The 19,468-nt window shown below is 61.0% G+C and carries 21 protein-coding genes; 13 read left to right on the plus strand and 8 right to left on the minus strand.

The window, feature by feature from the left end:
• The 7 genes from Q1V60_RS18880 to Q1V60_RS18910 all read left to right on the plus strand — a co-directional run.
• Nucleotides 1–386 (plus strand): type VI secretion IcmF C-terminal domain-containing protein (locus tag Q1V60_RS18880; RefSeq protein WP_300633379.1); only part of this gene is annotated, 386 nt, incomplete at its 5' end.
• Nucleotides 383–1,969: a type VI secretion system protein TssA gene (gene tssA, locus Q1V60_RS18885; RefSeq protein WP_300633381.1), complete on the plus strand. Its 1,587-nt coding sequence runs from the start codon at nucleotides 383–385 to the stop codon at nucleotides 1,967–1,969. The genes Q1V60_RS18880 and tssA, both read left to right, overlap by 4 nt.
• Nucleotides 1,970–1,993: 24 nt before the next feature.
• Nucleotides 1,994–3,763 (plus strand): type VI secretion system baseplate subunit TssF, encoded by a 1,770-nt coding sequence (gene tssF, locus Q1V60_RS18890; RefSeq protein WP_300633383.1) that lies wholly within the window; start codon nucleotides 1,994–1,996, stop codon nucleotides 3,761–3,763.
• Nucleotides 3,727–4,824 carry a type VI secretion system baseplate subunit TssG gene (tssG, locus tag Q1V60_RS18895; RefSeq protein WP_300633385.1) on the plus strand — a complete coding sequence of 366 codons (1,098 nt, stop codon included), beginning with the start codon at nucleotides 3,727–3,729 and terminating at the stop codon, nucleotides 4,822–4,824. The genes tssF and tssG overlap by 37 nt, the downstream gene beginning before the upstream one ends.
• The gene (tssJ, locus tag Q1V60_RS18900) at nucleotides 4,805–5,329 is read left to right on the plus strand and encodes a type VI secretion system lipoprotein TssJ (RefSeq protein ID WP_300633386.1); all 525 of its coding nucleotides are present in this window, start codon (nucleotides 4,805–4,807) and stop codon (nucleotides 5,327–5,329) included. The genes tssG and tssJ overlap by 20 nt, the downstream gene beginning before the upstream one ends.
• Nucleotides 5,330–5,332: 3 nt before the next feature.
• Complete coding sequence (gene tssE / locus Q1V60_RS18905; protein ID WP_300633387.1) at nucleotides 5,333–5,773, plus strand: type VI secretion system baseplate subunit TssE; 441 nt, start codon at nucleotides 5,333–5,335, stop codon at nucleotides 5,771–5,773.
• A 22-nt stretch (nucleotides 5,774–5,795) separates the two neighbouring features.
• On the plus strand, nucleotides 5,796–6,923 hold the full coding sequence (locus tag Q1V60_RS18910; RefSeq protein WP_300633389.1) for a type VI secretion system ImpA family N-terminal domain-containing protein: 1,128 nt from the start codon (nucleotides 5,796–5,798) through the stop codon (nucleotides 6,921–6,923).
• Nucleotides 6,924–7,104: 181 nt separating this feature from the next.
• Here the strand turns inward: Q1V60_RS18910 and Q1V60_RS18915 are convergent, their stop codons facing one another.
• A complete protein-coding gene (locus tag Q1V60_RS18915) occupies nucleotides 7,105–7,287 on the minus strand; it encodes a general stress protein (protein ID WP_300633391.1) in 183 nt (60 codons plus the stop codon).
• A gap of 329 nt (nucleotides 7,288–7,616) precedes the next feature.
• Between Q1V60_RS18915 and Q1V60_RS18920 the strand changes: the two genes are divergently transcribed.
• The 3 genes from Q1V60_RS18920 (at nucleotide 7,617) to Q1V60_RS18930 (ending at nucleotide 9,471) form a co-directional block, all read left to right on the plus strand.
• Nucleotides 7,617–7,847, plus strand: a complete 231-nt coding sequence (locus tag Q1V60_RS18920) for a hypothetical protein (protein ID WP_300633393.1) — start codon at nucleotides 7,617–7,619, stop codon at nucleotides 7,845–7,847.
• Nucleotides 7,848–8,012: 165 nt separating this feature from the next.
• Entirely contained in the window at nucleotides 8,013–8,897 is an 885-nt protein-coding gene (locus Q1V60_RS18925) for a manganese catalase family protein (RefSeq protein ID WP_300633395.1), read from the plus strand.
• A 64-nt stretch (nucleotides 8,898–8,961) separates the two neighbouring features.
• Complete coding sequence (locus Q1V60_RS18930; protein WP_300633397.1) at nucleotides 8,962–9,471, plus strand: DUF892 family protein; 510 nt, start codon at nucleotides 8,962–8,964, stop codon at nucleotides 9,469–9,471.
• Nucleotides 9,472–9,630: 159 nt separating this feature from the next.
• Here the strand turns inward: Q1V60_RS18930 and cyoE are convergent, their stop codons facing one another.
• From cyoE to cyoA, 5 genes are read right to left on the minus strand one after another with little or no spacing between them, the layout of a single operon-like run.
• Entirely contained in the window at nucleotides 9,631–10,527 is an 897-nt protein-coding gene (cyoE, locus tag Q1V60_RS18935) for a heme o synthase (protein WP_300633399.1), read from the minus strand.
• A complete protein-coding gene (gene cyoD / locus Q1V60_RS18940) occupies nucleotides 10,485–10,823 on the minus strand; it encodes a cytochrome o ubiquinol oxidase subunit IV (protein WP_300633401.1) in 339 nt (112 codons plus the stop codon). Before cyoD ends, cyoE begins: the two co-directional genes overlap by 43 nt.
• A 1-nt stretch (nucleotide 10,824) precedes the next feature.
• Nucleotides 10,825–11,439, minus strand: a complete 615-nt coding sequence (locus Q1V60_RS18945; RefSeq protein WP_300633403.1) for a cytochrome o ubiquinol oxidase subunit III — start codon at nucleotides 11,437–11,439, stop codon at nucleotides 10,825–10,827.
• A 3-nt stretch (nucleotides 11,440–11,442) separates the two neighbouring features.
• Entirely contained in the window at nucleotides 11,443–13,422 is a 1,980-nt protein-coding gene (cyoB, locus tag Q1V60_RS18950; RefSeq protein ID WP_300633405.1) for a cytochrome o ubiquinol oxidase subunit I, read from the minus strand.
• 2 nt (nucleotides 13,423–13,424) lie between these two features.
• Nucleotides 13,425–14,348, minus strand: a complete 924-nt coding sequence (gene cyoA / locus Q1V60_RS18955) for a ubiquinol oxidase subunit II (protein ID WP_300633407.1) — start codon at nucleotides 14,346–14,348, stop codon at nucleotides 13,425–13,427.
• Nucleotides 14,349–14,756: 408 nt separating this feature from the next.
• Here cyoA and Q1V60_RS18960 point away from each other — a divergent pair, with 408 nt between their 5' ends.
• The 3 genes from Q1V60_RS18960 to Q1V60_RS18970 all read left to right on the plus strand — a co-directional run bounded on the left by Q1V60_RS18960 (nucleotide 14,757) and on the right by Q1V60_RS18970 (nucleotide 16,893).
• Nucleotides 14,757–15,071: a hypothetical protein gene (locus tag Q1V60_RS18960; protein WP_300633409.1), complete on the plus strand. Its 315-nt coding sequence runs from the start codon at nucleotides 14,757–14,759 to the stop codon at nucleotides 15,069–15,071.
• Between the two features lie 162 nt (nucleotides 15,072–15,233).
• The gene (locus tag Q1V60_RS18965; protein WP_300633411.1) at nucleotides 15,234–16,556 is read left to right on the plus strand and encodes an APC family permease; all 1,323 of its coding nucleotides are present in this window, start codon (nucleotides 15,234–15,236) and stop codon (nucleotides 16,554–16,556) included.
• Nucleotides 16,557–16,623: 67 nt separating this feature from the next.
• Entirely contained in the window at nucleotides 16,624–16,893 is a 270-nt protein-coding gene (locus tag Q1V60_RS18970; RefSeq protein WP_300633413.1) for a hypothetical protein, read from the plus strand.
• 163 nt (nucleotides 16,894–17,056) lie between these two features.
• Here the strand turns inward: Q1V60_RS18970 and Q1V60_RS18975 are convergent, their stop codons facing one another.
• The gene (locus Q1V60_RS18975) at nucleotides 17,057–18,226 is read right to left on the minus strand and encodes a zinc-dependent alcohol dehydrogenase (RefSeq protein ID WP_300633415.1); all 1,170 of its coding nucleotides are present in this window, start codon (nucleotides 18,224–18,226) and stop codon (nucleotides 17,057–17,059) included.
• Complete coding sequence (locus tag Q1V60_RS18980) at nucleotides 18,226–19,059, minus strand: SRPBCC family protein (protein WP_300633417.1); 834 nt, start codon at nucleotides 19,057–19,059, stop codon at nucleotides 18,226–18,228. Before Q1V60_RS18980 ends, Q1V60_RS18975 begins: the two co-directional genes overlap by 1 nt.
• Nucleotides 19,060–19,468 lie beyond the last annotated feature (409 nt).

Here is a 19,468-nt window from a genome sequence, read left to right on the forward strand (position 1 = left end):
TCAACGGCGACAAGCACCAGTACTTCAACCAGAAGGAAAGCTGGCAGCGTTTCAACTGGCCGGGGCGTAGTGACTATCCCGGCGCGAGCTTGAGCTGGACCAGCGTACACACCGGCGAACGGCTGTTCGGTGATTACTCCGGCACCTGGGGCCTGATTCGCCTGCTGGAAAAAGCCCAGGTCACGCCGTTGGACGACGGTGACAGCCGCTACCGCGTGGTGCTCAAGGCGCCGGACGGCTTGAACTTGATCTGGCACCTGCGCACCGAGCTGGACGCCGGACCGCTGGCGTTGCTCAAGCTGCGTAATTTCACGTTGCCCACGCAGATATTTCTCGGCGAGAAGACCGTTGAAAACCCATACGCGCAAAACGGGAGCGTTCAATGAGCCTGCGCACCTTGATCACCCGCTGCCTGGGAGAACGCGACGCACTGTCCGTCGCCCGCGAGCAAGCCACTCACTGGCAAGCCTGGCTACAACCCATCAGCGCGCAGTCTCCGGTCGGCGAGGACCCCGGCTACGACGACGACTTTCAGCGCATGCGCGAAGAGGTTAACAAGCTGTCTGGCGCCGATGTCGAGCAGGTCGCTCAACTGGCGAAAAAGCTGCTGACCCACAGCTGCAAAGACCTGCGCGTGGGCACGTACTACCTGTGGGCGCGCTTGCATAAAGATGGCGAAGTCGGCCTGGCCGACGGCCTGAGTCTGCTGGCGGCGCTGGTGGAACGCTTCACCGACGCCGTGCTGCCCGTGCGTCCCAACAGCCGCAAGACGGCGCTGGAGTGGCTGGCCGGCGGCAAGGTGCTCGACACGTTGTTGCTGTACCCGGAAGTGGTCAAGGCCGAGGCCGAGCGTACCGCCGCCGCACTCGCCTGGCTGGCGCGGGGGCTGGATGCGTGGCCGCAGGAGCAACGTCCGGACCTGGGCCCGCTGTACGCCGCGTTGTCCGCGAGACTGGCCCAGTCCGGCGGCATGGATGCCTTGGTACCCCAAAACGCTGCCAGCCAGGAGTCGACTGCGCAGGCCGCTACATCGCCCGCGACGGCGATCAAGTCCGGGCGGGACCTGCTGGACAGCGGCCGGATGCTGGTCGGGTATCTGCATGAGCAACCCCTGGGTTGGCTGGCCGCTCACCGCTTGATGAAAAGCTTGCGCTGGGACACGGTGCATCAGGCGCCTCCGCAGGAGACCGGCTGCAACACGCGTTTGGCGCCGCCGCGCGCCGAGTATCGGGGGCAGCTCAAACGGTTGTACCTGCAGCAGAACTGGACGCAGTTGTCCGAGCAGGTCGAGCGGATCTTTGCCGAGGGCGTGAACCATTTCTGGCTGGACTTGCAGTGGTACAAGTACCAGGCGCTGAGCAATCATCCCGCGCCGCAGGACCGCTGGGCCGATATTTCCAAGCGTGATCTGGGCATGTTCCTTGAACGTCTGCCGGGGCTGGAAACGCTGTGTTGGCGCGACGGCACCCCGTTCGCCGACGAGACCACCCGCGAGTGGATCGCCCAGCACGTCAGCGGCAACCAACCCCAGCAATGGTTACCCATACCCGCGACGCCACCGGCCACCGACGATACCGACATCCTGGCCCTGGAGGGCGAGGCGGTGGCCCAGGCCGACAGCGACGGTGTGGAGCAGGCGCTGGCCTGGCTGGCCGCCCGCCCGGGCATTCACACCGGACGCCAACGCTGGCTGCTGCGCCTGTTGATGGCGCGTGTTGCCGAGCAATACGGCAAGAGCGACCTGGCTATCCACCTGCTGACGGAACTGGACGCCACGGCGCAACGCCAAGCCTTGGCCGACTGGGAGCCCGAAATGAATTTCGAGGTCAAGGCGCGCCTGCTCAAACTGTTGCGGGTCAAAGCCCAGCGCAATGACGCCGACAAACCCACCCTGGCGCGGCGCATGGACACCTTGCTCGCGGCACTGGTGACCATCGATCCGGTACGCGCCGCAGTGCTCTGCGGCTGACCCTCCAACATCAGGATTTTTTCTGTGAGCATGGACAATCTGACACTGCGCTATTTCGATGCCGAAATGCGCTACCTGTGCGAGGCAGGCAAAGAGTTCGCAGACGCGTTCCCGGAGCGCGCGGCGCAGCTCAATCTGGACAAACCGGGGGCACGGGACCCCTATGTGGAGCGCCTGTTCGAAGGCTTCGCATTTCTGATGGGGCGCCTGCGCGAAAAACTCGACGATGACCTGCCGGAATTGACCGAAGGCCTGGTCAGCCTGTTGTGGCCGCATTACCTGCGCACTATCCCGTCGCTGTCGGTCGTTGAGCTGATGCCCGACCTTGCGCAGATGAAGCGCAGCGAATTGATCGCGCAGGGCTTTGAGGTGCTGTCGCAACCCATCGGGCCGCAACGCACCCGTTGCCGTTACACCACCACCCAGGACGTGGCCCTGCGGCCTTTGGCGCTGGAATCGGTGAGCCGTGGATTTGAAGCGGATGGCCGCTCAGTGCTGCGCCTGCGCTTTGCGTGTGGGTCGTTGACGGAGTGGAGCCTGATCGACCTCAGTCGCCTGCCGTTGTACCTGAATGCCGACGCGCCGCTGGCCAGCGCCTTGCATCAGGCGCTGACCCTGAATACACACGCGATGTATGTGCGCTGGCCCGACCAAACCCAGCGCGAACCACTGACCGCGCATTTTGCGCCCAAGGGGTTTGCCGATGAAGACCGGCTGTGGCCCAAGGGTGACAGCGCCTTCAGCGGTTACCAGCTGTTGTTGGAGTACTTCAGCTTCCGAGAGAAATTCATGTTCGTGACCTTGTGTGGCCTGGAGCAATTGAAGATTGCGCCCGGTACCGCCTGGTTCGAGCTGCAAGTGGTATTGCGCGAACCCTGGCCGGCCAACTTCGCCGTGAGCTGCGAGCACATCCGCTTGCACGCCGTGCCGGTCATCAATTTGTTCTCGCTGGAGGCGGACCCGTTGACCCTGGCGCCGTTGCAAACCGACTACCTGCTGCGCCCGATGCGTCTGCAGGACGGCCATACCGAAATCTACTCGGTGGACCGGGTTACCGCATCGAGGAATGGCGAGCGCCAGGACTACGTACCGTTCACCAGTTTTCGCCACAAGGGCGGCATGCTGCGCGACGAGGCCCCGGAACGGTACTTCCATACGCGTCTCAAGCGCGGGGTCAATGGTTTGCATGACACCTGGTTGGTGCTCGGCGGCGAGGGCTTCGACAAGGACCGTTTGCGTGAACGTGAAAGCCTGTCGCTGCGCTTGACCGGCACCCACGGCCAATTGCCGCGCAAGGCGTTGCAAAGCACCTTGCTCGATACCGTGGTGCAATCCACCCAGGTCGGTGTGCGTGCGCGCAACCTGTGTGCGCCGACGTTGCCGTGCTACCCGCCGAATCGCGACCGTTTTCACTGGCGGGTGCTCAGTCACCTGGGGTCGAATTTCCTGCCGATGCTCGACAACGCCGAGGTGCTGAGAGGCACCCTGGCGCTGTACGACTGGACGGGCAGCGAGCTCAACCGCCGCCGGCTGGCGGCGATCGCCGAAGTCAGGCATCACCTGGTGCAGCGCTTCGAAAAAGGCTTCCTGCTGCGCGGGGTGGATATCGAAATCACCCTGGATGCCAATGGCTTTGCAGGGGAGGGCGACATCAGCCTGTTCGGCGAGATGCTTAATCGCTTCTTTGCCTTGTATGCCGACATTCACTTGTACACCCAGCTCACGCTGATTCTGCAACCTACTGGAAAGTGCCTGCGATGGAACGAGAACCACAGTCAGCGTATTCCCGGCTGAAGGCCAGCGGTCTGCTCGACGCGCTGCAGGGCCAGGTGGCCGAGAGCAACCTGTACCGCTTTTGCCAGTTGCTGGAACGGGCGTTGCCCGACCATCCTCCCCTGGGCAGTACCACAAACCCGGCCGATGACGCAGTGCGTTTTAGGCCCGATCCGGGCATGGGCTTTCCGGCCGGTGAGTTGAAGGCGATTGAAACCGATCAAGCACACCCGCAGCGCCCGGCCACGGTACGCCTCCGTTTGCTCGGGCTGTACGGGGTCGATTCGCCGATGCCAACGGTGTTTCTGGATGACATCGCGCAGCGTCGGGAAGGGCATGCTGCCCTGGAAGCCTTCCTGGATATTTTCAATCACCGGATCTTCACCCAGTTCTATCGCATCTGGCGCAAGTACTCCTACCCGGCAACGTTTGAGTCGGGCGGTACCGATGCCACTTCACAATGCCTGCTGGGGCTGATCGGCCTGGGCATCCCCGGTACTGCCCAGCAAATCACCACCCCGATTTCCCGCTTTCTGGCACTGCTCAGCGTGATGCGTTTGCCCACCCGTAACGCTGAAGGCATCGCCGCGCTGGTCAAGTTGCTGGCCCCCAACACCCAGGCGCGGGTCACCTCGCATTGGCCGCAGAAAATCGCGCTGGAACAGCTCGCCGCCCTGAGCCTTCAGCGCCCGGTGAGCTTATCCCAGGGCACGCCGCTGGGCAGCGTCGGCCTGGATGCGAACAGCCAGCTGCGCTTGACGTTGCATACCGAAGACACGCAGGAAGCCCAGGGCTGGTTGCCGGGTGGCCAGTTGCACAACGACCTGCGGGTGCTGCTGCGCGTGTACCTCGGTTGGCGGTGTACGGCCAAATTGCAGTTGTCACTGCCGGTGCGCAGCCTGCCGGTGCCAATGCTCGGGCACGTGCCCATCCGCCTCGGCATGACCGGCGTGCTGGGTTTGGGTGGCAATGCCTGGCCAGTGGCGGAACACGACACTCTCACGATCAATCTGGGCCGTTACCGGGGCCTTTCGATTAACCCTCACCACAGGGAAACACAGCATGTTGCGTATCGTTTTTAGTCTAGTGATGCTCACGGCGCTGGGCGGGTGCGGCCTGACTCAGACCGTGGCCGATGGCACCGCCTCCACCGCCAAGGCGATCTTCTACAAGCAGGTGAGAACCCTGCACCTGGATTTCAGTGCGCGCACCGCACTGAACACCGATGCTACGGACATGCGCGCGTTGTCGGTACCCACCTTGGTGCGGGTCTACCAACTGCGCGACAACAAAGCGGCAGAGCAGGCGACCTACGACGGTTTGCTGGGCGATGACGAGCAGTTGCTGGCAAGCGCATTGCTCGACAAACGCACGCTGGTGGTGAAACCCGAGGAGGGCGCGCAGTTGAACGTGCCGATGGACAAGGATGCGCAGTTCGTCACGGTGGTGGCGTTGTTCCGCAGCCCCGATACGCAGATCGACAGCTGGCGCCTGACGTTGACCCGCGCTGACCTGGACCCGGATCGGGCGCGGGTCATCGAGCTGGGGGATAACCGGCTGACCCTGCGCGCCTTGTCCAAGGACTGAACCATGACCGACTACAACCCTTCGCTGTACGAAATGCTGCTGCAAAATTTCGACGGTGAGTTGGACCTGCATCGCGTCTGCGAAGAGGACCAGCACACCTTGTCGGTGCTGGATAACCTGCAACGCATTCTCAACAGTCGTGCCGGTGCCCTCAGCCATTTGCCGGATTACGGGCTGCCGGACATGGGCCAGGTCCTGCAAGGCCTGCCCGCGGCAGCCCATGGGTTGATCGGCACCATGACGGCCACCTTGCTCAAGTACGAGCCGAGGCTGGCGGCGGTCGCCATCGAACTGCGGCCACAGTCGCTGCCGGGGCATCTGGAATATGCGGTGGATGCGGAACTCAAGGATGGCCGGCACCTGAACTTCGGCACCACCCTGGCGCCCGAGGGCAAAGTGCTGGTGCGTCATTTGAAGCGGCAGCAGTACCTGTCGAAGCCTTGAGCCGATACCCAAGGGGAACCCGATGACGGCGTTGTTTGAGATGCGAATGCGAGTGGGCGGTGATCCGCGTGGCTTCAGCGAATTTATCGCCTTGCGCGAAGAGTTGGCCAAACTTAGCCACCCGGCCCGCCCGGATGTGGACTGGGCCAGGGTGGAGCAATGCTGCCTGGCGCTGTTCGAACAAAATGGCGCGGAGCTGCAAACCGCATGCTTTTATACCGTGGCCCACGCTCAGCGTCGTGGGCTGGAGGGCATCACGCAGGGGGTGGTGTTGCTTGAGGCCTTGGGCGGCGAATGGCCGCGTGTGTGGCCGTTGGCCGAAGCGGTGCGGCTGGACTTGCTGAGGTGGTTGTTCGAACAACTGCAGTTGCTGCTGCGCAGCATGACGACGACGACACACAGTGGGTCCGCGCTGGCTCAGCTGGACACGGAGCTTGCACGTTTGCAGGCGCGTTTACGGCCGCTGCTCGCCAGCCCGCTGTTGACGTTGCAGGCGCTGCACCATCAGGTTGGCAACTTGCGCCAGCGCCTGGAGCAGCAGCCTGTCCAGAGCCAATCGATGCCGGGCCTCATCAGCGTGACGGCGCCCGCCTCGGTGACACCGGTGGTGCTTCTACCGCCGCCGGCAGTCGAACCGCGTCGCTCACGGCGCGTCTTGTGGTTGGGTGCCGGGCTGCTTGCCGTCGCCCTGAGCGCAGGGTTGGGGTGGCGCACAGGGTTGCTCGCTCAAGACAGTGAAACCCTGATGCCCGAACCGGTTCGACTGGACAGCCTGTCGCTGTTCGATGCCGGCAGCGCCACCTTTAAACCGGGCTCAACCGAGGTATTGATCAATGCCCTGGTCGGCATCAAAGCCCAGCCGGGCCGGCTGATCGTCATCGCCGGGCACACCGATGGGACCGGGGCTGCCGAGCAGAATCTGGCGTTATCCCACGCCCGTGCTACGGCGGTGCGCGACTGGATGCAACGCATGGGTGATATCCCCGACAGCTGCTTTGCAGTGCAGGCGTTGGCAGCCGTTCAACCGATCGCCAGCAACGCCACCGAAGCAGGGCGTACCGCCAACCGACGTGTCGATATCCAATTGGTGCCGCAGGTGGGGGCTTGCGAGCAAGCTGTATTGGCGGGGGAAACGCGCCCATCTTTGTGAACGGTTCAAGTAAGAAACGGGTTCTTGTTCACCTGCCGTCGACCGCGGAACCGCTACGCTGATAGGCGGCGCAGGTCGCAAACTAAGCGAAAGTTATTAATCATGAATAATTCAAGCGCAAGCGGGGCGAATCGACTGCGCCTGGTTTGAAGGGGCAGCGAGGCTGCCCCTTCCACGTCAATCAAGAATCCGACTTCCGGCCGCCGCCGTGGCTGTTTTGACCGCCTTTGCGGCCTGCCTCGGAAGCTTTTTCACGGTCATTGGCGAAGTTTCCGCCCGACGATTGGCCACCTTTTTTCCCTGCTTCGGATGCTTTTTCACGATCGTTGGCAAAGTTACCTGGGTTTTTATTACCTGTAGTCATGACAGTTCTCCAGTCGCTAAGTTAGCGTTTCGTTAGTTGCCCGTTATCGCACCGGGCATCTACTCCGATAACGGCGCTGGCGAAAATGTTTTACTGATTTTGATAATGGGCGACGAACGGCTAGTTGCCGAAGAAACTTGTACAAGTGCGTATTAATAACGCCGCTTCGTATAAGTTTTTACAGGTTGATATTAATTTGATAGCTACTACAGAACGGCGTCGTAATAACAAGCAACAAGCGCGTTCTCGCCATTCGTCTTTTTCGTCGCACTTGAATTCCGGTGGCGACTCCAACGAGGTTCCTGACCTGTGAACTGGAGATTTTCGCCATGAAACATGATCCATCCCACCCACAGAACCGGCCGCTTGAATCGCTCGATAAACCCAACGAAGACGGTTGCGTGATCGGTACCGCCGGGCGTGACGAAGACCCCAACGCGACCACTGACTGGAACCACCCCGACCACCGATCGCTAGCCGCCGAGGCCACTATCACGCCGCCTAACGGCACGCCTGGAATCGACGCCGTTCCAGAGCCGGATGATGCCGACGCGAACTGAGTACGCCGCCTGGATTTTGCCGTTTCGCTTGTTGCACGGCGCGCTACCGCTTGTCGTGACACGCGGATTTATTTTGAAATTTTTCAAGCGCAAGGCGCTTCACATAAAGGGTAGGCGCGCATTCCAAAAATGCCGCCCTTTAAGTAAGCCTGAGGAGAGTTGTTCATGTTTCTACATAACAAGCGACTTCAATACACCGTACGTGTGGCCGAACCGAATCCTGGCCTTGCGAATCTTTTGCTCGAGCAGTTTGGCGGGGCTCAAGGTGAGTTGGCGGCGGCATCGCGCTACTTCACCCAGGCCTTGGCTGAAGACGACCCAGGCCGTAAAGACCTGTTGATGGACATCGCCACCGAAGAGCTCAGCCATCTGGAGATCGTCGGCTCGATTATTGTGATGCTCAACAAGGGTGCCAAGGGGCGAATGGCCGAAGGCGTGGAGGAGGAGGGCGAGTTGTATCGCTCACTCAACGGTGCCGGCAATGACTCCCATATCACCAGCTTGTTGTACGGTGCGGGTGCGCCGTTGGTGAACTCTGCCGGTGTGCCGTGGACTGCGGCTTACATCGATACCATCGGTGAGCCGACGGCGGATATGCGCTCCAATATCGCCGCCGAAGCGCGTGCCAAAATCGTCTATGAGCGGCTGATGAACGTCACCGACGATCCAGGTGTAAAGGATGCCCTCGGCTTCCTGATGACCCGGGAAATCGCGCATCAGATGTCCTTTGAAAAGGCGCTGCATTCGATTCAACCAAACTTCCCTCAAGGCAAGTTGCCGGGCAAGCCGGAGTTCACTCAGGTGTACTACAACATGTCCCAAGGCGCGGAAAATATGCGCGGCCCGTGGAACCAGGGCGACGAATGGGAGTTCGTGGAGAGCCCGCAACCCGCGGTCGATGGCGGCGATGGCACGGCCACCGTGCAATTGGACGCTGATGACGAAGCGCTGCTGAGCGCGATGAAAATCCGCACGCTCTCCGACCCTACCAGCGACCCTGTCACCGGCGCTGACCTGGGCTCGGGCATGCAGCCCAAGCCGGATCTCTGATTCGCGGCAGCCGCACGCCTGCGGGCGTGCGGCCCTTTTGATTGGATTGAAAAGGAGTAATGACATGGCGACCCCACAGGAAAATCTGCTCGACTGGCTGCGAGATGCTCATGCGATGGAGCAGCAGGCCGAGAAAATGCTCAAGGCGCAATCCGAGCGGCTCGAGCATTACCCTAAGCTCAAGGCCAGGATTGACGAGCATATTCAGGAAACCCTCGGCCAGCAGGCGCTCATAGACGAGTGCCTGACGCGCTTGGGCGGCAGTTCCTCGACCCTGAAAGACATCGGCGGCAAGTTGATGGCGTTCGGGCAGGCCGTCGGTGGCTCCCTGATGAGCGACGAGGTGATCAAAGGCGCGATGGCTGGCTACGTATTCGAGAATATGGAAGTTGCCAGCTACACGGTGCTCATCGCGGCCGCTCAAGCGGCAGGCGATGCCGAGACCCAGGCGGCGTGCGAAAAAATCCTGCCCCAGGAAATTGCCATGGCGCAATGGCTGCTTGAACATCTGCCCGAGCTTACGCAAGCGTTCCTCGAGCGCTCCGCAGCGCCTGGCAAAGAAGCCAAGCGCTGAGGCGATCATCCAGACTCCACCCGGCGCACATACTTGAAAAATGGGGGAGCGGGTTTGCTCGCGAAGGCGGCGTATCAGTCACGGATAAGCTGACTGACACGCCGCCTTCGCGAGCAAGCCCGCTCCCCCATTCACATGGACCAATCACCGTCCCGCCGGCTAACCGAACACCGCCAATGACAGGTTGAGCGCCAGCACCAGCACAATCGAGAATCCGAATACCTTGCGCGCCCAGCTGGACGGGTCGGTCAGGCGCGTGGCGCTGGCAGCGAGCGTCAACCAGTACCCGCAGCATCCGAGCATCACCACAAAATACGCAGTCTTCATGTTGGCAACCACGCCGAGCGCGAGTGTGCCGGCGAGGAAAACCAGGATGTACGCGAGTATCCGCCGGTGGGTCTGGGACAGGCTCAGAAGCGGCAGGCCCGCCGCGCGGAAATCGTCGCGACGCATCACGGCGATGGCGTATGAGTGAGGCATCTGCCAACAACAGAACACCACCACCAGCAGCATCGCCGTGGCGTCGAAGCGGCCGGTAACCGCGCAATACCCGATAACCGGTGGCATGGCCCCGGAAACGCTGCCGATCAGGATGGCCCAATGGGAGCGCCGTTTCAGCCAGAAGGTATAAATCCCTGCGTAGATGACCAGCCCAATCAATGCCAGGACGCAGGTCAGCGTATTGCTGCCTGCCCACAGCAAACCAAAGCCGGCCAGCCCCAGCGCGATGGCATAGCTTACGGCGGTGGGCACGGTGATGGTTCGCCGCGCCAGCACGCGATGACAGGTGCGCGCCATGCGCCGGTCGATGTCCCGGTCAAAACAGTTGTTGATGACGCAGCCGCACCCGATCACCAGGGCGGTGCCGAGCAGGGTGGCCAGCAAGTGCACAGGGTCTGCCAGATGGCCTGCGCCTGCGAGGAAGTAACCTCCCAGCACCGAGGCGAGGTTGCCGAAAATAATGCCGGGTTTCGTCAGTTGAACCCCGGCATTGAACAGCCCCAGCCAGTGTTTCAGTGCGCCAGCATGTTGTGATGAATACTGTCCATGATCCATAGCGAGAGCCCCACCAGCAGCAGAATGATGACCGCCGAAAAAATCAGCGCGATCAGGTTCCAGCGTTGTTCCTGAGCGGTATCCAAATGCAGGAAGAACTTGAGGTGGACCACGATCTGTATCGCGCCCAGTGCCACCACCAACCAGGCAGTGGTGGCGCGCGGCAGTGACGGGAACATCACCATGCCGAACGGGATCAGCGTGAGCAGTACCGACACCAGGAAACCGACCAGGTACGAACGGCCGCTGCCATGGCTTGTACCGGCGCTGCTGTGAAGCGAACTTTGCTTGTACATGTCACACCACCCCCAACAGATAAACCACGGTAAAGACGCAGATCCACACCACGTCCAGAAAGTGCCAGAACAGGCTCAGGCAACTGAGCCGGGTGGCGTTGGTGCTGGTCAGCCCACGCTGATGCACTTGGACCATCAACACCGCCATCCACACCAACCCCGTCAGCACGTGCGCGCCGTGGGTGCCGACGAGGGTGAAGAAGGCGGTGAGGAACGCACTGCGGTCCGGTCCGTAACCTTCTGCGATCAGGTGGTGGAATTCGTTGATTTCCATGGCGATAAAACCAAGGCCCAGCACGAATGTGAGCCCCAGCCAGCGCAACACCTGGGACTGTTGGCCACGGTTCATCGCCAGCATGGCGTAGCCGTAAGTGATGCTGCTCAACAGCAGCAGCATGGTTTCGGCGAGCACATAGGGCAGCTCGAAAATATCCACACTCGAAGGACCGCCCGCCACGCTGTCGCGCAATACCGCGTAGCTGGCGAACAAGGTCGCGAACAGAATGCAGTCGGTCATCAGGTAGATCCAGAACCCGAACAGGCTCAGGGAACCGGCGTCTTCATGCCCTTGTTCATGGGTGTGGGCGATGTCTTTTTCGATAACGATATTGGACATGGGTCAAGCCTCTGCCAGGTCTTTGAGACGTGCCGTTTCGATGCGCGCAACTTCTTCTGCGGGCACGAAGTAGTCAGTGTCTTCGTCGTAACTGCGCACCACGAATGCAACCACCGACGCCACCAGACCGAACGCCGCCAACCACCAGATATGCCACACCAGGGCGAAGCTGCAGATCAGCGCGAACACACTGATAACCAGGCCCGAGGCGGTATTGCGCGGCATATGAATGCTGCGATAGTCGGTGTGGCTGAGGGTGCTCACGCCGCGCTCCTTCATGCCCCAATAGGCGTCCAGGTCGTCGACCTTGGGTTGCTCGGCGAAGTTGTACACCGGCGGCGGAGAGGAGGTGGCCCACTCCAGCGTGCGCCCGTCCCAAGGATCGCCGGTGAGGTCGCGATACTGGGGGCTGTGGCGGTTGCGGATGCTGACGAACAGTTGCAGTGCCTGGGCGGCCACGCCGCAGAGAATGATCGCCACCCCGACCAGCTCCAGCAGCAACCAGGGCCGCCATTCCGGGTTGTCGAAGTGGTTGAGGCGTCGGGTCATGCCCATGAAGCCCAGCACGTACGACGGCATAAAGGCGAAGTAGAAACCGATCAACCAGCACCAGAACGCGATGCGTCCCAGCTTGTCGTTCAAGCGGAAGCCGAAGGCCTTGGGGAACCAGTAAGTCAGGCCCGCCATGTAGCCGAACACCGCGCCGCCGATGATCACGTTGTGAAAATGCGCGATCAGGAACAGGCTGTTGTGCAGCAGGAAGTCGGCGCCGGGAACTGCCAGCAGTACCCCGGTCATTCCGCCGATGCTGAAGGTCACAATAAAGCCCAGGGTCCACAACATCGGGGTTTCGAAGCGCACCCGGCCACGGTACATGGTGAACAGCCAGGTGAAGATCTTCACTCCGGTCGGCACGGCGATGATCATCGTCATGATGCCGAAGAACGCGTTGACGTTGCCCCCCGCACCCATGGTGAAGAAGTGGTGCAGCCACACGATGAACGACAACACGGTAATCGCGATCGTTGCCCATACCAGCGACACATAGCCGAACAGCCGTTTACTGCTGAACGTGGCGGCAACCTCCGAGAACACCCCGAACGCCGGCAGGATCAGGATGTACACCTCCGGATGCCCCCACGCCCAGATCAGGTTGACGTACATCATCGGGTTGCCGCCGGCTTCGTTGGTAAAGAAATGCATGCCCAGGTAACGATCCAGGCTCAGCATCAGCAGGGTGGCGGTCAGGATCGGAAACGATGCCAGGATCAACACCGAGGTGCACAACGCATTCCAGGTAAACACCGGCATCTTGAACAGGGTCATGCCTTGGGTACGCATCTTCAAAATCGTGACGAAGAAGTTCACCCCCGTCAGTAGCGTGCCTATGCCGGATATCTGCAACGACCAGATGTAGTAATCCACCCCCACGCCGGGGCTGTACGCCAACCCGGATAACGGCGGATAGGCAACCCAGCCGGTTCGCGCAAACTCACCGATCCCCAGTGAGACGTTGACCAGCGCGGCACCGGCCACGAACAGCCAGAAGCTCAGCGCGTTGAGAAACGGGTAGGCCACATCGCGTGCGCCGATCTGCAACGGCACCACAACGTTCATCAAGCCGACCACGAAGGGCATGGCCACGAAAAAAATCATGATGACGCCGTGGGCGGTGAAGATCTGGTCGTAGTGTTCCGGCGGCAGATAACCCGGCCCGCCACTGGCGGCCATGGCTTGCTGGGTGCGCATCATGATCGCGTCGGAGAAACCGCGCAGCAGCATCACCAGTGCGACGATGATGTACATGCAGCCGATCTTTTTGTGGTCCACCGAGGTGAACCACTCGCGCCACAAATAGCCCCAATTGCGCTTCCAGGTAATCGTGCCCACCATCGCCACGCCGATCAGCCCGATGAATGCCAGCGTGTACATCACAATGGGTTCAGTGGTTGGAATCGCGTCCCATGACAGTTTTCCGAACATTGTTATTGCTCCTCGACCAGCAGACTGGGGTGTTGATCGGCGCGCTTTTCACCGCCGCTCAGTTGCGCGCGCTTGGTTTTAGTGGCCTTGTTCATGCCTTCGTATTTATCGACGATGTCCAGGAACATCCGCTCCTGTACCGCCGAGTAATAGGTCACCGGGTGCTTGATGGTGGGCTTGGCCAATTGCGCGTAGCTCGTGTGGTCAAGCGGCTTGGAGGCGGCCTTGACCTTGGTCACCCAGGTTTGAAAGTCGGTGGGGCTCAGTGACAGCGTGGCGAAATGCATATCGGAGAAACCGGGGCCGTTGTAGTTGGCGGCGATCCCTCTGAACTCGCCGGTTTCGTTGGCGATCAGGTGCAGCTTGGTCTGCATGCCGGCCATGGCGTAGATCTGCCCGCCCAGTGCCGGGATGAAGAATGACGTCATGGCCGCATCGGAGGTGACGGTGAAGCTCACCGGCGTGTGCACCGGCAGGGCCAGTTCGTTGACGCTGGCAATGCCCAGGTCCGGGTAGATAAACAACCACTTCCAGTCGGTGGCCACCACTTGGACGTTGATCGGCGGCGTTTCCGAGTCGAGCGGGCGATAGGGGTCCAGGGCGTGGGTGGTTACCCACGTCACCCAGCCCAGGGCGATGATGATCAGCAGCGGAACGCCCCACACCACGGCTTCGATCTTGTGGGAGCTGGCCCAGCGGGGCGAGTAACGCGCTTTTTTATTGGTCGCACGGTAACGATAGGCAAATACGAACGTCAGCACGATCACCGGTATCACCACCAACAACATCAGGCCTGTGGCGAGGATGATCAGGTCGCGCTCATCGGTTGCAACTTGCCCCTTGGGGTTGAACACCACCAAGTTGCAGCCGGTTAACAAGAAGAGGCTGGCAACATATGCCAGGCAATAACCAATCGCTCGTTTCATGCCTTGCTCCTGTAGTGAAAGCATCCGTTATTTCAATGGCGAAGCCGACGTGCCAATGCGTGCAAGTTAGTCAAGCGAAACGCTGGCGTTGCGTTTGTTAACGCCCGGCGCGCTGACTTGCATAACGCTGGCAATACGGCACCGCCGACAGATAAACCTCATCTGCCGCCCGTTTCTTTGGGTGCTCGCTGCCGCTCTGCGGGGCGCATTTCACCTCGCTCGCGAACAATTTGAATGAGCCCTCGGGGCTTGGTTTAACAAAATATTACTTCGCCTGACGAACGGTTAAACAAGCGAAACGCTAGCGGGACGTTGATGGAATTCGTCTTGGAAAAAATACGGAATCCCTGCTAAAGAGTTCAGGTCTTAGTTGAAGTGCACCCCACTAACGGTCTTGGAGATTCCGCTATGTTCATTCGTGGCAAAACCTATGAGGCCTGGGCCGCAAAGGCACTGGATGAAGAGTGCTTTACCCAGGAAGTAGAAAACGGCTGTCACATCGAAGTCAGGGCAAGGGAGCGGGAAGACGCTGATATTGAAGTGCTAGTTTGCGTGTACACCGCCACCGGGCAATGCGTAGTGGAACGCACCCATCAGTTGCCGGGCGCGCAGTGGACAGTGCAGGACGCGCTCAAGCGCGGCATCGATCAGGCGGAAAGAGTTGCGGGTGGTGAATCCGGTCGATTGCCCTGCGCCGACGCGCACGGGCATGACGAAGACTGACGGCACGCCCGCGCCGGATTTTGACGACAAAGGCGCTGGCACATAAAGGAGCGGGCGAATAAAGGAACTTTGGCCGCGCCGCCATTTTCCATTGTAGACAGCCCAGCCTCAGCCGGCCCGCGCCGGATGAACGCTCATCGCAACCTGCCGCCAGAGCCGCCCATGACAGAATCCAACGCCGAACCTTCCAAGCCGTCCTTGCGCCGTGCCGTCACCGGCCCGATGTTGTTCCTGTTCATCCTGGGCGATGTGCTCGGCGCGGGCGTGTATGCGCTGGCCGGAACCATCGCCGGCCAGGTGGGCGGGGCGATCTGGGTGCCGTTGCTGGTGGCGTTGTTTTTCGCCATGCTCACGGCCGGCTCATATGCCGAGCTGGTGACCAAATACCCGCACGCCGGCGCCGCTTCGGTGTTCGCCGAGAAGGCGTTCAAGTCGCCGCTGATCTCGTTCCTGGTGGGCTTTTGCATGCTGGCTGCGGCCGTAACCAGCGCCGCCGGATTATCGCTGGCATTTGCCGGCGACTACCTGGCTGCATTCATCGACGTCCCTCCACTGTTGGCGGCGCTGATCTTTCTGCTGGTGATTGCGCTGTTGAATGCCCGTGGGATCAAAGAGTCGCTGGGCGCCAATATGGTCATGACCTGCGTGGAATTGTCCGGGCTGCTGTTGGTGGTGGTGGCCGCGGCCTGGTGCTTCCAGTCCGGCGAAGCCAACCTGGCGCGGGCGTTCGAATTCAAACCTGGCATCAACCCGATGCTCGCGGTGCTCGGCGCCGCGCTGTTGGCGTTCTACTCGTTCGTCGGCTTCGAGACATCCGCCAACCTGGCGGAAGAAATCCGTGGAGTCCGCAAGGTTTACCCGCGTGCGCTGTTCGCCGCGCTGATCACGGCGGGCGTCGTGTATATGGGGGTCGGTGTCGCCGCCTCCGTGGTGCTGCCGATGGACAAACTGATGGCCACTTCGGCGCCCTTGCTTGAAGTGGTGCGTGCCTCGGGTTTGAACATTCCACCCCAGCTGTTCGCTTTCATTGCCCTGGTGGCGGTCGCCAATGGCGCTCTGCTGACGATGGTCATGGCCAGCCGTCTGACCTACGGCATGGCGCGCATGGGCCTGTTGCCGGAGCCGCTGTCGCGTGTGCTGCCCAAGCGCCGCACGCCCTGGGTGGCGATCATCGCCAGCACAGCGGTGGCCATTGCCTTGACGTTGACCGGTACCCTCGCGGCATTGGCCGAGACGGTGGTCTTGTTGCTGCTGTTCGTCTTCCTCAGCACCAACCTGGCGGTGCTGGTACTGCGCCGCGACAGGGTTCAAGAGCGCCATTTCCGCGTGCCGAGCTGGGTGCCGGTGCTGGCGATTGTTTCGTGCCTGATCCTGCTCAGCCAACAAAGCCTGGACACCTGGCTGCGGGGTGGGGCGCTGATAGTACTGGGCATGGTGCTCTATGGCTGCAACCGGCTGGCGGCGCCCGCCGTCCAGCCTGGCTGAACCTTTGCAATGCTGATTTCACGTCGTTTGCGCGGCGTGGACACACACACCTGGAGGGCCTGCACACGTGAGCCAAACCGAACTTGAAATGGAACTGAAAGCCTGGCGCCTGCTGCTTGAGGATGATGTGTACCGCCTGGATTTTCCGCAGGATTACTACGACACCTTGTGCGCCCGTGCAGATGAGTTGCTGACACGTGAATGGATCAATCGGGACGACTGGCAACTGCTCCATGAGGCAGCGCAACAGGCATACACCTTTACTGTTGAAATGCTGGAGCGTGATCGGCGCGATTGTCTGGACCTGAAGAGGTTGCGACTGCCGGGAGTCGCCTGACGCGGTGGCGAGGAAGCTTGCTTGCGCTGGAGCGCGAAGCGCTCCCAAGATTGCTGGGCTCGCCATTCAAGCCCAGCGGGAGCAAGCTCCCTCGCCACAGGTTACCCAAGCATTAACCCGAAGGCCCTGACACGCTCAGGGCCTTGATACGCCAGCAGTCACGTCAGGGCTTGAACACCGCACGCAGGCATTGATCGGATTTTTCCTTGAACATTGTGTACCCGTGCGCCCCGTCTTCCAGACTCATCGGATGGGTCAGCAAATAGGCGGGGTCCAACTCGCCTTTCTGGATATGCTCAAACAGGGTCGACGCGTAACGCTGGCCCGGCTGTTGACCGGATTTCAACGTCAGAGCCTTGTTGACGATCGCGCCCATGGGGAACTTGTCGAGCAGCCCGCCATACACACCCACCACCGACACCGTCCCGCCTTTGCGGCATGCGCGTATGGCCTGCCTGAGCACACTGCCGCGTTCAGTGTGCAGCCTGAGCAGTTGCTTGGCCTTGTCATAGGCATAGTCGATCTCGGTGCCATGCGCTTCCATCCCCACGCAGTCGATGCAACGGTCCGGCCCACGCCCGCCGGTCAGTTCCAGCAACGCGTCATGCACATTGGTTTTCTCGTAATTGAGCGGGATTGCCTTGCCGCGCTCTTCGGCCAGGCGCAGCCGGTCGGGGTAGCGATCGATCGCGATCACCCGTTCCGCGCCCAACAGATACGCGCTGCAAATGGCCATCTGGCCTACGCCGCCGCAACCCCATACCGCCACGGTATCGCCGGGCTGGATACCGGCATTGTCCGCCGCGAAGTAACCGGTAGGCGCGGCATCCGAGACAAACAGCGCCTGCTCGTCGCTGATGCCCTCGGGCACTTTGAACAGATTGACGTCGGCAAACGGCACCCGAATGTAGGTGGCGTGGCTGCCGGGGTAGCCACCGAAAGCGTGACTGTAGCCGAGGATGCCGCAGCACGGCTGGCCGTACATGAGGTCCGTCGCCGAAGGGTTGGGATTGGAGTTGTCGCAACAGGAGAAATCGCTGCGTTGGCACGGCTCGCAATTGCCGCAACCGATGATCGAAATGGTGACCACGTTGTCACCCTTGCGCAGGTCTGTAATGCCTTTGCCCACTTCGACCACTTCACCCATGAATTCATGGCCGATGATATCGCCAGGCTTCATGGCCGGTACGTAGCCGCCCAGCAAATGGAGGTCGGAACCGCACACCGATGACAGCTTCACACGAATGATCGCGTCACGCGGGTTGAGGATCGTCGGGTCGGGAACATTGTCGACCTGCAATGTGTTCGGTGCTTGCCAAGTGAGTGCGCGCATCAGTGAGGTCCCCCTTCAATGGCGACGCCGGTTTTGACTGACGGGTGATCGGTGGTCACGTGGTCATCGGCGGCGTGTACGTAAAAAAAGTCGTCGTCCTGTTCCGGTCTGAGGCGGTTGTTGCTGACCTCGCCGGTTTCCAGTTGCTGTTTCACGGCCTGCAACGCGTTCAACAAGGCCTTGTCGCTGAACAGGCTGATCGCGCGAGCGATGCCATAACCCAATTTGCCCATGGCGGGCTTACACACCACCACCGCTTTGACCTGCGTGCCACGGCCGGCGGGAGCGGGCGTCAGCGAGACGGTCATGTCGTGCGCCCAGCGTGCATCGCCTGGGGTTTTCCAATGCAATACAGAGGGCTCCTGAGTTTGGGTCTGGATCAGCGTGCATTGCACGCGCCTGCCGGCGGGAGCGCGCAACGTCCAGCGCGTGGTGTCCGGTGCCAGTTGCTCGACGCTGTCGACCCAGTGCAGCAGCGGGCCGATCTGCTCGGGCCGGGCGAGGAAGGCAGACACCTCCTCAAGCGGGCGACCGATGGTGACACTGCGCGTGATCGCTTCGCTGATCGGCCAATGATGTTCGCGACTGAACTGCTGTTCGAAGGGGGTCGGCGTCAGCGCTTGTTTGAGGGCGCAATGGCCGGCGGTACCGCGAAATACCGCGTAGGCGCCCGCTGCCGTGTGCAACGCGCCGCTCAGTCCGCCCTTGCGCCAGCCTTGCAGCAGCAGGGCGGCCCCGGCGGTCAGCGACAGCGTACGTTCGGCCTTGGTCAGCGTGCCGCGTCGCTGGGTGTCTTGAGGCGTGTGGTTCGCTATCAGTGGATGATCAGTCATGTTCCAGTCCTCCTACGGGTGTGTTTTCGGTAGAAAATCCTGCGCCGTTTGAGGTTCCACTGCTTTTCACGATGGGGGATGAAAGGTATTTCTGGGCCTGTGTTGATCATCGCGGTCAGTGGCTAGGGGTTGTTGAATCCCCGAGGCGGCCGGCGGCGACGCTCGAACTCCTCCCACCGTTCAGGTTCGCGCTGTTCGCCGCACTGCATGCACACATACACATCGGGGCTTAAACCCAAGTAGTAGCCCTTGCGTATATAAGGATGATCACACGGATATGGCCGATAGCCACTGCCCGTCCGAACACGCTGTTTAGCCATATAAGCTGCCATAAAAAAAGCCCGCACTAAGTACGGGCAAGACAGGAGTTTTTACCAGAGCCTGGAGTGAACAGACTCACTATTGAGAA

Origin of the sequence: Pseudomonas sp., assembly GCF_030147005.1 — a bacterium.
Taxonomy (GTDB): domain Bacteria; phylum Pseudomonadota; class Gammaproteobacteria; order Pseudomonadales; family Pseudomonadaceae; genus Aquipseudomonas.

Excerpts from the sequence above, each read along its gene's own strand:
- tssA (WP_300633381.1), top strand. The coding sequence starts at position 383 with ATGAGCCTGCGCACCTTGATCACCCGCTGCCTGGGAGAACGCGACGCA.
- tssG (WP_300633385.1), top strand. The coding sequence starts at position 3,727 with ATGGAACGAGAACCACAGTCAGCGTATTCCCGGCTGAAGGCCAGCGGT.
- tssJ (WP_300633386.1), top strand. The coding sequence starts at position 4,805 with ATGTTGCGTATCGTTTTTAGTCTAGTGATGCTCACGGCGCTGGGCGGG.
- tssE (WP_300633387.1), top strand. The coding sequence starts at position 5,333 with ATGACCGACTACAACCCTTCGCTGTACGAAATGCTGCTGCAAAATTTC.
- Q1V60_RS18910 (WP_300633389.1), top strand. The coding sequence starts at position 5,796 with ATGACGGCGTTGTTTGAGATGCGAATGCGAGTGGGCGGTGATCCGCGT.
- Q1V60_RS18915 (WP_300633391.1), bottom strand. The coding sequence starts at position 7,287 with ATGACTACAGGTAATAAAAACCCAGGTAACTTTGCCAACGATCGTGAA.
- Q1V60_RS18920 (WP_300633393.1), top strand. The coding sequence starts at position 7,617 with ATGAAACATGATCCATCCCACCCACAGAACCGGCCGCTTGAATCGCTC.
- Q1V60_RS18925 (WP_300633395.1), top strand. The coding sequence starts at position 8,013 with ATGTTTCTACATAACAAGCGACTTCAATACACCGTACGTGTGGCCGAA.
- Q1V60_RS18930 (WP_300633397.1), top strand. The coding sequence starts at position 8,962 with ATGGCGACCCCACAGGAAAATCTGCTCGACTGGCTGCGAGATGCTCAT.
- cyoE (WP_300633399.1), bottom strand. The coding sequence starts at position 10,527 with ATGGATCATGGACAGTATTCATCACAACATGCTGGCGCACTGAAACAC.
- cyoD (WP_300633401.1), bottom strand. The coding sequence starts at position 10,823 with ATGTACAAGCAAAGTTCGCTTCACAGCAGCGCCGGTACAAGCCATGGC.
- Q1V60_RS18945 (WP_300633403.1), bottom strand. The coding sequence starts at position 11,439 with ATGTCCAATATCGTTATCGAAAAAGACATCGCCCACACCCATGAACAA.
- cyoB (WP_300633405.1), bottom strand. The coding sequence starts at position 13,422 with ATGTTCGGAAAACTGTCATGGGACGCGATTCCAACCACTGAACCCATT.
- cyoA (WP_300633407.1), bottom strand. The coding sequence starts at position 14,348 with ATGAAACGAGCGATTGGTTATTGCCTGGCATATGTTGCCAGCCTCTTC.
- Q1V60_RS18960 (WP_300633409.1), top strand. The coding sequence starts at position 14,757 with ATGTTCATTCGTGGCAAAACCTATGAGGCCTGGGCCGCAAAGGCACTG.
- Q1V60_RS18965 (WP_300633411.1), top strand. The coding sequence starts at position 15,234 with ATGACAGAATCCAACGCCGAACCTTCCAAGCCGTCCTTGCGCCGTGCC.
- Q1V60_RS18975 (WP_300633415.1), bottom strand. The coding sequence starts at position 18,226 with ATGCGCGCACTCACTTGGCAAGCACCGAACACATTGCAGGTCGACAAT.
- Q1V60_RS18980 (WP_300633417.1), bottom strand. The coding sequence starts at position 19,059 with ATGACTGATCATCCACTGATAGCGAACCACACGCCTCAAGACACCCAG.